13 protein-coding genes are annotated in these 14,123 nt (G+C 67.4%); 10 read left to right on the forward strand and 3 right to left on the reverse strand.

Translation table 11 applies throughout. The annotated features are described in order from the left end of the window. Positions 1-82: 82 nt before the first annotated feature. The gene (locus PV772_RS18330) at positions 83-1,687 is read right to left on the reverse strand and encodes a PucR family transcriptional regulator (RefSeq protein ID WP_141161229.1); all 1,605 of its coding nucleotides are present in this window, start codon (positions 1,685-1,687) and stop codon (positions 83-85) included. 197 nt (positions 1,688-1,884) lie between these two features. On the opposite strand from PV772_RS18330, the gene PV772_RS18335 reads away from it, so the two are divergent. Both PV772_RS18335 and PV772_RS18340 read left to right on the forward strand, forming a co-directional pair. Beyond that, complete coding sequence (locus PV772_RS18335) at positions 1,885-3,411, forward strand: amino acid permease (protein WP_210411274.1); 1,527 nt, start codon at positions 1,885-1,887, stop codon at positions 3,409-3,411. Next, positions 3,408-5,144 carry an FAD-dependent oxidoreductase gene (locus PV772_RS18340; RefSeq protein ID WP_347887092.1) on the forward strand — a complete coding sequence of 579 codons (1,737 nt, stop codon included), beginning with the start codon at positions 3,408-3,410 and terminating at the stop codon, positions 5,142-5,144. The genes PV772_RS18335 and PV772_RS18340 overlap by 4 nt, the downstream gene beginning before the upstream one ends. Before the next feature lie 16 nt (positions 5,145-5,160). On the opposite strand, the gene PV772_RS18345 is transcribed toward PV772_RS18340, so the two are convergent. Together PV772_RS18345 and purU are read right to left on the reverse strand one after the other, a co-directional pair. After that, positions 5,161-5,679: a gamma carbonic anhydrase family protein gene (locus PV772_RS18345; RefSeq protein WP_141161227.1), complete on the reverse strand. Its 519-nt coding sequence runs from the start codon at positions 5,677-5,679 to the stop codon at positions 5,161-5,163. An 82-nt stretch (positions 5,680-5,761) separates the two neighbouring features. After that, a complete protein-coding gene (gene purU / locus PV772_RS18350) occupies positions 5,762-6,622 on the reverse strand; it encodes a formyltetrahydrofolate deformylase (protein ID WP_141181009.1) in 861 nt (286 codons plus the stop codon). 276 nt (positions 6,623-6,898) lie between these two features. Between purU and glyA the strand changes: the two genes are divergently transcribed. From glyA to trpS, 8 genes are all read left to right on the forward strand, one after another. Further along, positions 6,899-8,197 (forward strand): serine hydroxymethyltransferase, encoded by a 1,299-nt coding sequence (glyA, locus tag PV772_RS18355; RefSeq protein WP_347887093.1) that lies wholly within the window; start codon positions 6,899-6,901, stop codon positions 8,195-8,197. A 3-nt stretch (positions 8,198-8,200) separates the two neighbouring features. Then, the gene (locus PV772_RS18360; RefSeq protein ID WP_347887094.1) at positions 8,201-9,103 is read left to right on the forward strand and encodes a bifunctional methylenetetrahydrofolate dehydrogenase/methenyltetrahydrofolate cyclohydrolase; all 903 of its coding nucleotides are present in this window, start codon (positions 8,201-8,203) and stop codon (positions 9,101-9,103) included. A 183-nt stretch (positions 9,104-9,286) separates the two neighbouring features. Further along, the gene (locus PV772_RS18365) at positions 9,287-10,423 is read left to right on the forward strand and encodes a sensor histidine kinase (RefSeq protein WP_347887095.1); all 1,137 of its coding nucleotides are present in this window, start codon (positions 9,287-9,289) and stop codon (positions 10,421-10,423) included. Then, on the forward strand, positions 10,420-11,082 hold the full coding sequence (locus tag PV772_RS18370; RefSeq protein WP_347887096.1) for a response regulator transcription factor: 663 nt from the start codon (positions 10,420-10,422) through the stop codon (positions 11,080-11,082). The genes PV772_RS18365 and PV772_RS18370 overlap by 4 nt, the downstream gene beginning before the upstream one ends. A 150-nt stretch (positions 11,083-11,232) precedes the next feature. Then, entirely contained in the window at positions 11,233-11,565 is a 333-nt protein-coding gene (locus tag PV772_RS18375; protein ID WP_347887097.1) for a hypothetical protein, read from the forward strand. 87 nt (positions 11,566-11,652) lie between these two features. Next, positions 11,653-12,216, forward strand: a complete 564-nt coding sequence (locus PV772_RS18380) for a hypothetical protein (RefSeq protein ID WP_141161220.1) — start codon at positions 11,653-11,655, stop codon at positions 12,214-12,216. A 10-nt stretch (positions 12,217-12,226) separates the two neighbouring features. Continuing rightward, positions 12,227-13,060, forward strand: coding sequence for an exodeoxyribonuclease III (locus tag PV772_RS18385; protein WP_141161219.1), 834 nt, complete (start codon positions 12,227-12,229; stop codon positions 13,058-13,060). Between the two features lie 16 nt (positions 13,061-13,076). Then, the gene (gene trpS / locus PV772_RS18390) at positions 13,077-14,120 is read left to right on the forward strand and encodes a tryptophan--tRNA ligase (protein WP_141161218.1); all 1,044 of its coding nucleotides are present in this window, start codon (positions 13,077-13,079) and stop codon (positions 14,118-14,120) included. The last annotated feature ends 3 nt before the right edge of the window (positions 14,121-14,123 follow it).

Here is a 14,123-nt window from a genome sequence, read left to right on the forward strand (position 1 = left end):
GTGTGTGGTAACCACCAACCTAAGAGGTCTTCACCTATTCACGACGTAACCAACGTCCTGACTCAGTACACCTAGGCTGCGGTCAGTCCGCCCCGGCCACGCCGTCTGCGTATTGCAGCGCGATCCACAGTTCTGCGCGCACCTGTGCCTGGTTAAGGTCCATCTGCAGCAGTTCGCCCAGGACGCCGATCTGCCGGCGCACACTGTTCCGGTGCAGTCCCAGCAGTTTGGCGGAGGCATCCCAGCTGCCGTTCTCGCTGAGCCAGCCCCGGAGGACGGCCAGCAGTGGGTGGCGCCGGTCAGGTTCCAGTGCCAGGACCGGTTGGAGGAGGCGTTCGGCCAGCAACGTGCCGGCCTCACGGCCCAGCAGCCCGGTCACGGACCAGGACACCTCATCGGCCCGGACGCTCCGGCCGCTGCGCTGGACCTGGCTGCGCAGGGAGGTGGCGCGCTGGTACGCGGCAGACAATCCGGTGAGCTCGGTCGGTTCGCCGATCACCAGGCGCCACCCCAGCCTCTCCACATCTGCGAGCAGGGCATCGTCCACCCTGAGCCGGGTCACGGCGGCGAACCCGTAGTCGGTGACCTCCACGAGCTTTGTGTCAAGCATCCGGCGCCACTGCAGCAGCTCCCGGACCGGGCCGTCACCCGCAGGCCACTGGGGCGCCTCGACATTGATGCCCTGCACGACGCGCATGGGCGCGGACCGGGTGGAGGAAAGGCTCTGTGCCAGCAGGTCCTTGAGGCCGTTGAGGTGCCGGGTGCTGCCCGCAGCGAGGCTTTCGGGGTGCAGGAGGACGGCGGTGGCCAGCTGGCTCGGCGCCAGCGACCCGCTGGTGCGCTGCCGCACCAGCAGCTCGAGCAGTCCGACGGCGGACTGGACCACATTGTTCTGCGCAGGCGTCAACGGAGCGTCGGAGCCGAGAATCAGGGCGCCGAGGTTGGCGTCCTTGGTACTGCGCAGGGGATGGCCCACCACCAATGCAGATCCCGGCTGGTCAAAGCCGTCCATCTCCACCCTCGGCCCCCGGCCGGACAGCAACCGATCGAGCATGGGTTCCAGGAGGGAGAGGTCGACGGCGGTGCTGCCGCCGTCACTGGTGCCCCGGGCCCGGACCCGGCCGTCCGCGCCTACCAGGACCGCCCACACGGGGACGCGCTGGACCAGCGCGGCCAGGAGTTCATGCTCAGGCCGGGGGGAGAGGACGGCACGCATGAGTTGCCGGTTGGTCTCCGCGAGTTGCCGGAAAACCCGGGCATTGTCGGTTTCCAGGAGTTGTGAGAACTGGAGGCCGATCGCGGCAAAAGGAAGGGATTCCGGCACCTCGAACAACGTGAGGTTGTGCCGGCGGCAGGCCTCCACCACCACGTCGGGAACGGCATCGAAATAGGGCCGGATCCCGAATCCCAGCGCCGCCACCTTGGCCTGGACCAGCCGCCGGACATACGCATCCACCCGTGCCGGCGTGCCGCCCCCGCCAAGGAAGGGGAGTCCGGCGGTGAGCAGGAACTCACCCTCCGGAAGGTAGGGAGTGGGGTCCTCCAGCTCGCTGGGCTCCACCCAGCGCAGGAGACGGCCGCCACTGCCGCCGTCGTGAAGGAGTTTCAATAACGGCGGCAGCTGGTCAAGGAACTGCTGCAGCGTGACAAAACTCAGCGGTCCGGACTCCCCTGGCTCAACCGTCATGGGTGCCTCCGGCGCGGGCCGGATCCCGGCAGCCGCGGCCTCCGGCGGCCGCAGGTGCCGGATTGCGGGATCCGCCGCGCTTGTGCATAAAGTCTCACGGTGGATCACTATAAGTCATTTTGCACCAGGTTGAGAGTTGGCTCACATGCGAGTGTTGGTGAGGGGAAACCGACAACTACTCTGAAGGGACGTCAACGGTGACTGTGCCTGTGACCACCGAAAAGCCCACTGCGCCAAGCCCGGTACGGCCCGGCCTCCAGGCCCAGCTGCTGCGGCGTAAACCGATAGGACAAATGGTCAGCGAAGCCGAAGGCGGCGAAGGCGCCCCAAGGCTGCTCCGCAGCTTTGGCGTCCTGCACCTGACCATGATCAGCGTGGGGGCCACCCTGGGGACCGGCATCCTGGTGATCCTCGGCGAATCGGTGCCCCTTGCCGGGCCCGCCATCTGGATCTCCTTTGTCATTGCCGGCCTTGCCGCCCTGCTCTCCGCCGTCTCCTATGCCGAGATGGCGGGCCTGGTCCCGGTGGCGGGCTCCAGCTATTCCTACTCGTACGCCACCCTGGGCGAAGGCATGGCGTGGATCTGCGGTTGGTGCCTCGTCCTGGAATACGCGGTGTCTGTGGCCGCGGTGGCGGTGGGCGCCGGCCAGTATGTCAACGAGACGCTGGCGGCGTTCGGGCAGGTGCTGCCCGACGCAGTAGCCCAGCCGCCCGGCGATGGGGGACTGGTCAACGTTCCGGCGGTGGCTATCGTGGTGCTGGCCATGGTCCTGCTGGTCCGCGGAGCCCGTGAGAGCGCCCGGATCAACACGGCCATTGTCATCGTCAAAGTGGGCATCCTGCTGTTCTTCTGCGCCGTTGCCTTCACCGCCTTCAATGCCGGCAACTTCCAGCCGCTCCTGCCCATGGGCGCGGCCGGTGTCTCCGCCGCGGCCTCCAGGGTGTTCTTCTCCTACATCGGCTTCGATGCCGCCTCCACTGCCGGCGAGGAAGCCCGGGACCCCAAGCGCGACCTTCCCCGCGCCATCCTGCTGTCCATGGTGATCGTCACCGGCATCTACGTCCTGGTGGCGGTTGCTGCCATCGGTGCCCGCCCCTGGGGCTGGTTCGACGGCACCGAGGCCGCCCTGGTCCAGATCCTGGAGGAGACCACCCACCAGCCGTGGATCGCCCTGGTCTTCTCCGTCGGCGCTGTCCTCGCGATCGCCAGCATCGTGCTCACGGTCCTTTACGGGCAAACCCGGATCCTGCTGTCCATGTCGCGGGACGGGCTGGTCCCCAAGGTCTTCGGCCGCGTCTCCTCCCGGACCGGCACCCCGGCCGCCGGAACGCTCATTGTGGGTACCGCCGTCGCGCTCACCGCAGGCCTGGTGCCGCTTGGAGCCCTGGCCGACGCCACCAGCATCGGAACCTTGTTCGCGTTCGCACTGGTGAACATCGCCGTCATCCACCTGCGCCGCAACCGCCCGGACCTGAAGCGGAGCTTCCGGGTGCCGCTGTACCCCATCACTCCCGTGCTGGGCACGCTCATGTGTGCCTACCTGATGGCGAACCTGGGAGCCGATACCTGGGTCGTCTTCGGGGCCTGGATGCTGGTGGGCATCGCCATCTACTTCGGCTATGGACGCCGGAACTCCAAGGTAGCGGCGCTGAGTGAGCTCGACTACCGTGAACTGACCGCCAAGGCCCCGAGCCAGGAACCTGTGAAAGCAGAACAACCATGACCATCGCCACCGAACTGCCTGCCTTCGACCCCTCCAGCACCTCCACGCCGCCGGCGGACGCGGCCGGACGCGGCGCAGGCGGGCAGGCAGCGCCCATCACCATGCTGAACCCCGATTTCCCGTTCAGCTACGACCACTACCTGGCCCACCCGGACGGCCTGGGCACCGTCCCGCCGGAGTTGTACGGCGCGGAGGTGGCCGTCATCGGCGCCGGGCTCTCCGGCCTGGTGACCGCCTATGAACTCATGAAACTCGGGCTCCGGCCGGTGGTCTACGAGGCGGACCAGATCGGCGGGCGGCTCCGAACAGCTGCCTTCCCCGCAGCGCCGGGAGTGGTGGCGGACCTGGGCGGAATGCGGTTCCCGGTCTCTGGGAAGGCGTTCTACCACTACGTGGACCTGCTCGGGCTGGAAACGCAGGACTTCCCCAACCCCCTCGCCGAGGCAACGTCCAGCACCGTAATCGAACTGGCCGGCAAGAAACACTATGCCGAAAAGCCAAGCGACCTGCCGCCGTTCTTCCGCGAGGTGGCCGACGCCTGGAAGGCAGCAGTCAATGACGGCGCCAAGTTCGTGCAGATGCAGGACGCCATCAAGGCGCGGGACATGCCCAGGATCAAGGAACTCTGGAACGAACTGCTCCCGCTCATGGATGAACAGACCTTCTACGGTTTCATCGCCGCCAGCGATTCCTTCAAGAAGGCAGGGTTCGCCCACCGGGAGGCCTTCGGCCAGGTGGGGTTCGGCACCGGCGGCTGGGACACCGACTTCCCCAACTCCATCCTGGAAATCCTTCGCGTGGTCTACACCGACGCGGACGACCAGCACCGGCTGATCCGCGGGGGAGCGCAACGCCTGCCCGAGGCACTCTGGCAGCACGCGCCGTCGGACCTGGTGCACTGGCCTGCCGGCACCTCCCTGGCCTCGCTGCACTCGGGCTCGCCGCGCGGCGCCGTGGGGAAGATCAGCAGGGACCCTGACGGCAACCTGCGGGTCCGGGAGCGCTGGGGCCGCGAGGCCAGCTACCCGGCCGTGGTGACCACCTGCCAGTCGTGGCTGCTGTCCACCCGGATCCACACGGAGGAGGCCCTGTTCCCGGCCGAGCTCTGGACCGCAATGGAGAAATCGCACTACATGCAGTCCTCCAAGACGTTCGTGATGGTGGACCGGCCGTTCTGGAAGGACATCGACCCGGAAACGGGCAACGAGGTCCTGTCCATGACCCTGACCGACAGGCTGAACCGGGCCACCTACCTGCTGGACAACGGCCCGGACCAGCCCGCCGTCATCCTGCTCTCCTACACCTGGAACGACGACGCGCTGAAGTGGCTGGCCCTGGACGCCGACGAACGCGTGGAACTGATGCTGCACTCGCTTGAACAGATCTACCCCGGCGTGGACATCGCCGGGCACATCGTGGGCCAGCCCATCACCGTGTCCTGGGAGGCGGACCCCAACTTCATGGGCGCCTTCAAGGCCAACCTCCCCGGCCACTACCGCTACCAGCAGCGGCTGTTCACCCACTTCAAGCAGGACGAGCTGCCGGAGTCCCAGCGCGGCATCTTCCTGGCCGGCGACGACGTCTCCTTCACCGCCGGCTGGGCGGAAGGCGCGGTCACCACGGGGCTGAACGCGGTGTGGGGCGTGGTGAAGCACCTGGGCGGGTCCTCGGCGCCGGGAAATCCCGGCCCGGGCGACCTGCTGGACGAGTTCGGTCCGATCAGCCTGGACTGATCCAGGCCGGACTTGGTCAGGCGTGGAGCTCGCGGTGTTTCGCCGCGAGCTCCACGTAGCGCGCCGCATTGGCGCGCACGCCGTCGAACTCTTCATCCGAGAGCCCGCGGCGCACCTTGGCGGGAACTCCGGCCACCAGCGAGCGGGGCGGAACCACCGTTCCTTCCAGGACCACGGCGCCGGCTGCCACCAGCGAGCCGGCGCCGATCACTGCCCCGTTGAGGACGGTGGCGCCCATGCCGATCAGGCAGTCGTCCTCCACGGTGCAGCCGTGCACGACGGCGGCGTGGCCCACGCTGACCCGCTGGCCCACCGTGCAGGGGAAGCCGGGGTCGGCGTGCAGCACCACATTGTCCTGCAGGTTGCTTCCGGCGCCCACGGTGATGGCCGCGGTATCAGCCCGGACCGAGACACCATAGAACGCGCTGGCGTCCGCGCCCAGGGTGGCATTGCCGATGATCGAGGCCGACGGGGCCACGAACGCTGATTCATGGACAGCCGGGGAATTGCCGGCGAAAGGGTAAAGAGGAGCCATGGCTTCACCCTAAGCCACCCCTGCACCGAACTGGGTAGCTGCAGGTGTCGTTTGGAAGCCCCAAAACGGCACCTGCTGCGACCTAGTTGAAGACCACCGTGCGGTTGCCGTCCAGCAGCACCCGGTGCTCGGCATGCCACTGCACGGCCTGCACCAGGGTGCGGCCCTCCACGTCCCGGCCCATCTGGACGAACTGTTCGGGCGTTCGCGCATGGTCCACGCGGATGACTTCCTGTTCGATGATCGGACCCTCGTCCAGGGCGGCGGTCACATAGTGCGCGGTGGCCCCGATCAGCTTCACACCGCGTGCGTGCGCCTGGTGGTACGGCTTGGCACCCTTGAAGGACGGCAGGAACGAATGGTGGATGTTGATGGCCTTGCCGGTCAGGTCGGTGCAGAGCTCATCGGAGAGGATCTGCATGTAGCGGGCCAGGACGGTCAGCTGGATGTCGTGCTCCGCGATGAGGGCACGCAGCTTGTCCTCGGCCTGCACCTTGGTGTCCCGGGTCACAGGGATGTAGTGGAACGGGATGCCGTAGAACTCGGCGAGGCCTGCCAGATCCTGGTGGTTGGAAACGATGGCGGGGATTTCGATGGGAAGGGTACCGGAGCGCTGCTGGAAGAGCAGGTCATTGAGGCAGTGGGCCGAGGTGCTGGCCATGACCAGCGTGCGCACCTTGTCACCGACGGTATCGAGGTTCCACTGCATGGAAAATGCTTCCGCCACCGGTTCCAGCGCGGCGCGCAGCTCGGACTTCGGAGCCGCCGTGGTCACTTCCACGCGCATGAAGAAGTTGCCGGTGGAAGGGCTGCCGTACTGCTGCGAGTCCATGATGTTGCACCCTGCCACGAGCAGGGCTCCGGCCACGGCGTGGACGATTCCGGGGCGGTCCGGGCAGGACAGGGTGACGACGTACGCTTGGTTCAGCTGCTCATGATTCACGCGTAACAGCCTACCCGCGCCGCGGGTGCCGGTTTTGGTACGCTGGAAGGGTCGCAACTGGCGTTGGGTGGCTAACCACCAGGGAGCGGCAATCACGAAGACCACGGATCGTACGCCTGGGCCGAGGGTCATGTTTTGCCGGAATTGGGGCTGCTCCTGCGTCAGTACAGCAGCACCATGCCGGGCTTTCACGCCCTGTCATCAACGCGGTGCGGAAGCGCGCCAGCCGGTAGCCTGACCTATAGCAGTGCCCGTATCCCCAGCCAGGAGTACTTCGTGACTACTACAGCCACCTCAACCACCGCCGTCAGCAACCAGCCGCTGGCTGAGCTTGACCCCGAAATCGCAGCAGTCCTTGAGCAGGAGCTTGGCCGCCAGCGCGGCACCCTGGAGATGATTGCTTCCGAGAACTTCGCGCCCCGCGCCGTGATGGAAGCCCAGGGCTCGGTCCTCACCAACAAGTACGCCGAGGGCTACCCGGGCCGCCGCTACTACGGCGGCTGCGAATACGTCGACGTTGCAGAACAACTGGCCATTGACCGGGTCAAGGCCCTGTTCGGCGCCGAGTTCGCCAACGTCCAGCCGCACTCCGGCGCGCAGGCCAACGCCGCCGCGCTGTCCGCCATGATCACACCCGGCGACAAGATCCTGGGCCTGTCCCTGGCCCACGGCGGCCACCTGACCCACGGCATGAAGCTGAACTTCTCCGGCAAGCTGTACAACGTGGCCGCCTACCAGGTGGAGGAAGACAACTTCCGCATCGACATGGACAAACTGCGCGAGCAGGCCATCGCCGAGAAGCCCCAGGTCATCATCGCCGGCTGGTCCGCCTACCCCCGCCACCTGGACTTCGCCGCGTTCCGCTCCATCGCCGATGAAGTGGGCGCGCTCCTTTGGACCGACATGGCACACTTCGCCGGCCTGGTGGCAGCCGGACTGCACCCCAGCCCCGTCCCGCACTCCGACGTCGTCACCTCCACCGTGCACAAGACCCTGGCCGGTCCCCGCTCGGGCGTGATCCTTGCCAAGGAGCAGTGGGCCAAGAAGCTGAACTCCAGCGTCTTTCCGGGCCAGCAGGGCGGCCCGTTGATGCACGTCATCGCTGCCAAGGCCGTGGCCTTCAAGATCGCCGGCACCCAGGAATTCAAGGAGCGCCAGGAGCGCGTCCTGGAAGGCGCCAGGATCATCGCTGACCGCCTGAACCAGGCCGACGTCGCCGAAGCCGGCGTCTCCGTCCTCACCGGCGGCACCGACGTGCACCTGGTACTGGTTGACCTCCGCAACTCGCAGCTGGACGGCCAGCAGGCGGAGGACCTCCTGCACTCCGTGGGCATCACCGTGAACCGCAACGCCGTGCCGTTCGACCCGCGCCCGCCGATGGTCACCTCCGGCCTGCGCATTGGCACCCCGGCCCTGGCTACCCGCGGCTTTGGTGCCAACGAGTTCACCGAGGTGGCAGAGATCATCGCCACCGCGCTCAAGGCAGGCGCCAGCGCCGACGTCGAGGCCCTCCAGTCCCGCGTGGACAAGCTGGCTGCCGACTTCCCGCTGTACCCCCAGCACGAGCAGTGGTAACCCATGGCTGAAACCACAACCGCACAGATCCTTGACGGCAAGGCCACCGCTGCTGCCATCAAGGCCGAGCTGACCGAACGCGTGGCCGCACTCAAGGCCAAGGGCGTCACCCCCGGCATCGCCACTGTGCTGGTGGGCGCTGACCCCGCCTCGCAGCTGTACGTCTCCATGAAGCACAAGCAGTCCGTGCAGATCGGGATGAACTCCATCCAGCGCGAGCTTCCGGCGGACGCCACCCAGGAACAGGTGGAGGCCCTCATTGACGAACTCAATGCAGACCCCTCCTGCCACGGCTACATCGTTCAGCTGCCGCTGCCCAAGCACCTGGACACGGACGCCATCCTGGAGCGGATCGACCCCGCCAAGGATGCGGACGGGCTGCACCCCACCAACCTGGGCCGGCTGGTGCTCAACGTCAACAACAAGATCACCACGCCGCTGCCGTGCACGCCCCGCGGCGTCATCGAGCTGCTCGAGCGCAACGGATACAGCCTGGCCGGCAAGCACGTGGTGGTGGTGGGCCGCGGCGTCACCATCGGCCGCTCGATCGGCCTGCTGCTCACGCGGCGGGAGGTCAACGCCACCGTGACCCTGACCCACACCGGTACCACCAACCTGTCCGAACTGCTGCGGCAGGCGGACGTCATCGTGGGTGCCGCCGGCGTCAAGCACATCGTGAAGGCCACTGATGTGAAGCCGGGCGCTGCCCTGCTGGACGTCGGCGTCACACGGGAGACCGATCCGGAGACCGGCAAGAGCCGTGTCTACGGCGACATCGATCCCGCCGCCGCGGAGGTGGCGGGCTGGATTTCGCCAAACCCCGGCGGAGTGGGCCCCATGACGGTGGCGCTGCTGATGACCAACGTGGTGGAGGCCGCGGAACGCGCAGCAGGCGTCGGAGAGTAGCACCGGCCCCGAACGCTCGACGGCGGCACGGCACCTTCCGTATGGAAGGCGCCGTGCCGCCGTCGGCCATTTAAGCGCAGCGCGGGGTAAGCCAGGCGCGGCCGTGCTTGTACTCCCGGGGGAGTACAAGCGGTACGCCGCCCACCTGACGACTTTCACCGTGCGCGGGAATAGGCTCGGACCATGCAGCGCCGTTTCCGGGGACCACCCACCGCCGTCATCGTGGTGGTGGTCGCCGTGATCCAGGTGGCGGGATCGGCGTTCGCCTCCCTGCGGCAGCCCGGACACGCGCCCCTGGACCCCCTGGCGCTCGCGTTGCTGCTGCTGGGGCCGGCCGCACTGGCTTTCCGCCGGCGCGCGCCGCTGGTGATGCTGCCCGTTGCCGCCGGGGCCACCGCAGCCTACCTTGTCCTGGGCTACGCCTGGGGCCCGGTGGTCCTCTCCTTCGCACTGGCCCTGATCCTGACGGCGGCGGCCGGGAAGCGCGCTGTGGCATGGTCGGGAGCCGCCGCGGGAATCCTCGCATTGTTTCTTGCCGCTGCGCGCAGCGGCGATGAAGCGGCGTTCGTCCGCGCCTTCGCCGGGTCCTCATGGCTGGCCATCCTGGTCCTGGTCGGGGAAGGGGTGCGGTTCCGCGGCGAACGGGTTGCCGAACGGCACCGCCAGGCGGCCGCGGCGGAACAGGCTGCCCGCGATGAATACCGGCTTGCCCTTGCGCGGGACATCCATGACGTGGTGGCCCATTCGCTGTCCCTGATCAACGTCCGGGCCTCGGTGGCGCTGCACCTGGGCGAGAAGGATCCGGCGCAGTTCCGCCCTGCCCTGGAGACCATCAAGGCAGCGAGCAGGGAATCACTGGCTGAAGTCCGCCAGCTGCTGGGCGTGCTCCGGGAAGATGCGCCGTTGAGCCCCACCAGCCGGCCCAGCCTGGCCCGGGTTCCGGAAATCGTAGAGAACGCGCGGCGGGCCGGGCTCGATGTCCGGCTCCTGGCCGGCCCCGGCAGTGACCACGTTCCCACTGCAGCCCAGGAAGCGGCGTACCGGATTGTGCAGGAGGCCTTGACAAACGTGGTCCGGCATTCCGGCGCGCGTTCGGCCCAGGTGTCCATCCACGCGGCGAAAGGGGAGTTACTGGTGACCATAGACGACGACGGCGCCGGGGCCGGCACAGCGCCCGAAGGTAACGGCATTACCGGCATGCGGGAACGCGTGGCAGCTTTGGGCGGCATCCTTGAGCTGGGGCCGGCCCACTCCGGTACGGGCTGGCGGGTCCGTGCGGTCCTCCCGCTGGCCGCCCGTGCAGGGCAGGAACCGGGATGATCAGGATCCTGCTGGCCGATGACCAGAACCTGATCCGGGCGGGCTTCCGGGCGCTGCTGGACGCCGAAGCGGACATGAAGGTCGTGGCCGAGTGCGGGACCGGGCGCGACGCGGTCCGGCTTGCCCGGCAGTGGCAACCCGACGTGGTCCTGATGGATATCCGCATGCCGGACGGTGATGGCCTGGAGGCAACGCGGCAGATCCTCTCCGACCCTGCGCTGCCAGGTACCCGGGTGGTCATGCTCACCACCTTCGAGCTGGACGAATACATCGCCGAGGCCGTGCGGGCCGGCGCCGCCGGTTTCCTGGTCAAGGACACTGAACCGGCCGAGCTCCTGCGCGCCGTCCGCATTGTGCACGACGGCGATGCGCTGCTGTCGCCCTCGGTGACCCGGCGGATCATGGCCCAGTTGGCGCGGCACTCCCGCGCCGAACGGCCCGTGGCACTGGACCGCATCACCGACCGGGAGCGGGAAGTCCTCCAGCTTGTGGGGGAGGGTTTGAACAACGCGGAAATCGCCGGGCGCCTGTTCATCACCCCGCTCACGGCAAAGACGCATGTCTCGCGGATCATGGCGAAGCTGATGGTCAGGGACAGGGCGCAGCTGGTGGTGCTGGCCTACGAATCCGGACTGGTCCGGCCGGGCTGGGCAGGCTGAGGCCCGTACCAGGTGCAGCCGCAGGCCTCCCGGGGGAGCACGTGGCCCGGTGAAGGTGACTCCCGCCGCCGGACGCGCCGGCCGGCCGCGGCAACGACACTCGATACAAGGCCGGATCCCCGGCCGGTCGAGAGAGTCTGGAGAACGAAAATGTTGCCATCACTGACCACCGCGCTGTCCACTGCGGGCGTGTCCACCTCAGCCCTGACCACCGCTACGCAGGTGCCGGCCGATACGGTCGTCTACGGCCCCTGGCACGGTGCCTTTTCCCCCTGGTTCCTGTTGTTCCCGCTCTTCTGGATCCTGGTGATCGCGTTGTTCATCTTCGTGGCCCGCAGGACCTGGCGCCGGAACCAGCACCGGGCAGCCGGACAGGGGGCCGAAGGCGTGCTGCGCGAACGCTACGCCCGGGGGGAGGTGGACGAGACCGAGTACCGGCGACGGCTGGAGGTCCTCCGCAGCGGGGACCGACGGCAGAAGTGACCGGACCCGCCGGAGCTGAACGCCGGAGCTGTTCGCCGGGGGTGGAAGGCGGCCGAAGCACAGGCCGGTGTTTGAGACAATAGCTGCATGCGAACTTTGGGCAGCTCCTCGTCATCCGCCAAACCCGCCAGGGCCGGTTTCTCGATGTTCCGGATCAGCGGGCCGGGCCTGATGGTCCTGGTGACGGCGTTCGTTGTTGCCGTCATCTTCGCCGCCAACCAGAACGACGTCGTGGGCTGGGTTGTTGCCGTCATCGCCGCCTTCTGGCTGGCACTGGCCCTGTTCGTGGTCTTCAGCATCCAGCGGGCCGCCAAGAAGGCCGGCGCCAAGCTGTCCGAGGCTCAAAGCGCCTTCCACACCGCAACCGGCCGGGCCCCGGTGCAGGCATCAGCGGACCATGGGGGCACCCGGGTGGTCTACGAACGGACCGAGGCCGACGAAGTGCGCGACCTGAAACTGGACCACTCGTTCAAAATCGTCCAGGTGCAGATCCGCGTAGTGGAAGAGGAACGGGCCAAGGGCGCCGCGGCCAACCAGGACACCATCAACCGCGCCCTCGAGACGATTGAGATCACGGCCACCAACGCCCGGGACATGATCAAGTCCTCCGGCGGCAGCGGCGAGCCGGTGACCGGAACCATCATCGACTAGAGTGGAGCGGGTGAGCTCGGCATTGAACAAGGACCACCTTCGCATCGCATCAGTCAACGTCAACGGCCTCCGGGCTGCCTACAAAAACGGCATGGCGGCGTGGCTGGAGCCGCGCGAAGTGGACATCCTCTGCCTGCAGGAAGTGCGCGCCCCCGACGCGATCGTCCGGGAGCTGCTCGGGGAAGGATGGCACATCCTGCACGCCGAGGCGGAAGCAAAAGGCCGTGCCGGCGTCGCCATCGCCTCCCGCCAGGAGCCGCTCGAAACCAGGAACGGCATTGGGGACGACTACTTCGCCACGGCCGGGCGCTGGGTGGAGGCTGATTTCCGCGTTCCGGACGCCGCCGGGAACCCCGTCCAGCTCACCGTTGCCAGCGCCTACGTGCACTCCGGTGAGGCAGGGACACCCAAGCAGGACGACAAGTACCGCTTCCTTGACGTCATGAGCACCCGGCTTCCGGAGCTGACCAAGCACAGCGACCACGCGCTGGTGGTGGGGGACCTGAATGTCGCCCACACGCCCCGGGACATTCGGAACTCCAAGGGCAACCTCAAGAAAGCCGGCCACCTGCCGGAGGAACGCGCCTACTTCGACCGTTTCTTTGGTGAGGAAATCGGCTGGCATGACGTCCACCGGAACCTTGCCGGCGACGTCGACGGGCCGTACACGTGGTGGTCCTGGCGCGGCAAGGCGTTCGATAACGACACCGGGTGGCGCATCGACTACCACATGGCCACCCCCGGACTGGCAGCGTCCGCCATTTCGGCCGTTGTTGACCGTGCAGCCTCCTGGGATACCCGCTTCTCCGATCACGCCCCGCTGGTAGTGGACTACCAGCTCTGAGCCCGAAAGTTTTTCCATGACCACCCAGACTTCCTCCACTGCCAAGAAGCGCATCCTTTCCGGCGCCAAGCCCACCGCGGATTCCCTGCACCTGGGCAATTACATCGGCGCTGTGCGCAACTGGGTGGACATGCAGGCGGAATACGACGCCGTCTTCTTTATCCCGGACCTGCACGCCATCACGGTGGATTTCGACCCCGCCGAGCTGGCCAGGCGCACCCGCATCGTGGCGGCGCAGTACATTGCCGCCGGCATCGACCCGGACAAGAGCATCTTCTTTGTCCAGTCCCATGTCCCGGAGCACGCGCAGCTTGCCTGGGCGCTGAACTGCATCACCGGCTTCGGTGAGGCGTCCCGTATGACGCAGTTCAAGGACAAGACCCAGAAGTCTGGCGCTGACGCCGCAACGCTGGGCCTTTTCGCCTACCCCACGCTGATGGCCGCCGATATCCTCCTCTACCAGAGCGACCTGGTGCCGGTGGGCGAGGACCAGCGGCAGCACCTGGAGCTGACCCGGAACCTCGCGCAGCGTTTCAACACCCGGTTTGGCCACACGTTCACGGTTCCGGAGGCCACGATCGTGAAGGAAAGCGCCAAGATCTACGACCTCCAGAATCCCAGCGCCAAGATGTCCAAGACGGGGGAGTCCCCCAACGGTGCCATCCAGCTGCTGGAGGATCCCAAGATCGCCGCAAAGCGCATCAAGTCGGCAGTGACCGACGCCGGCACGGACATCCGCTTCGACGCCGAGGAGAAGCCCGGGGTTTCCAACCTGCTCACCATTTACTCGTCCCTCACCGGAAAGTCCGTGGCGGACCTTGAAGCCGAGTACCAGGGGAAGATGTACGGGCACCTCAAGGTGGACCTCGCGGAGGTGGTGGTGGACTTCATCACCCCGCTCCGCAACCGGACCAACGAGCTCATGGCCGATCCCGCCGAGCTTGACCGGCTGCTGGCCCTCGGCGCGGACCGGGCCCGGGAGATCGCCTCGGCCACCCTGGGCCAGGTGTACCAGCGCATGGGTTTCCTGCCGTCCCTCAGCCTCGCAGGGGTCCGCTAGCGC

It is taken from the genome of Pseudarthrobacter sp. CC12 (assembly GCF_039907755.1).
Classification (GTDB): domain Bacteria; phylum Actinomycetota; class Actinomycetes; order Actinomycetales; family Micrococcaceae; genus Arthrobacter; species Arthrobacter niigatensis.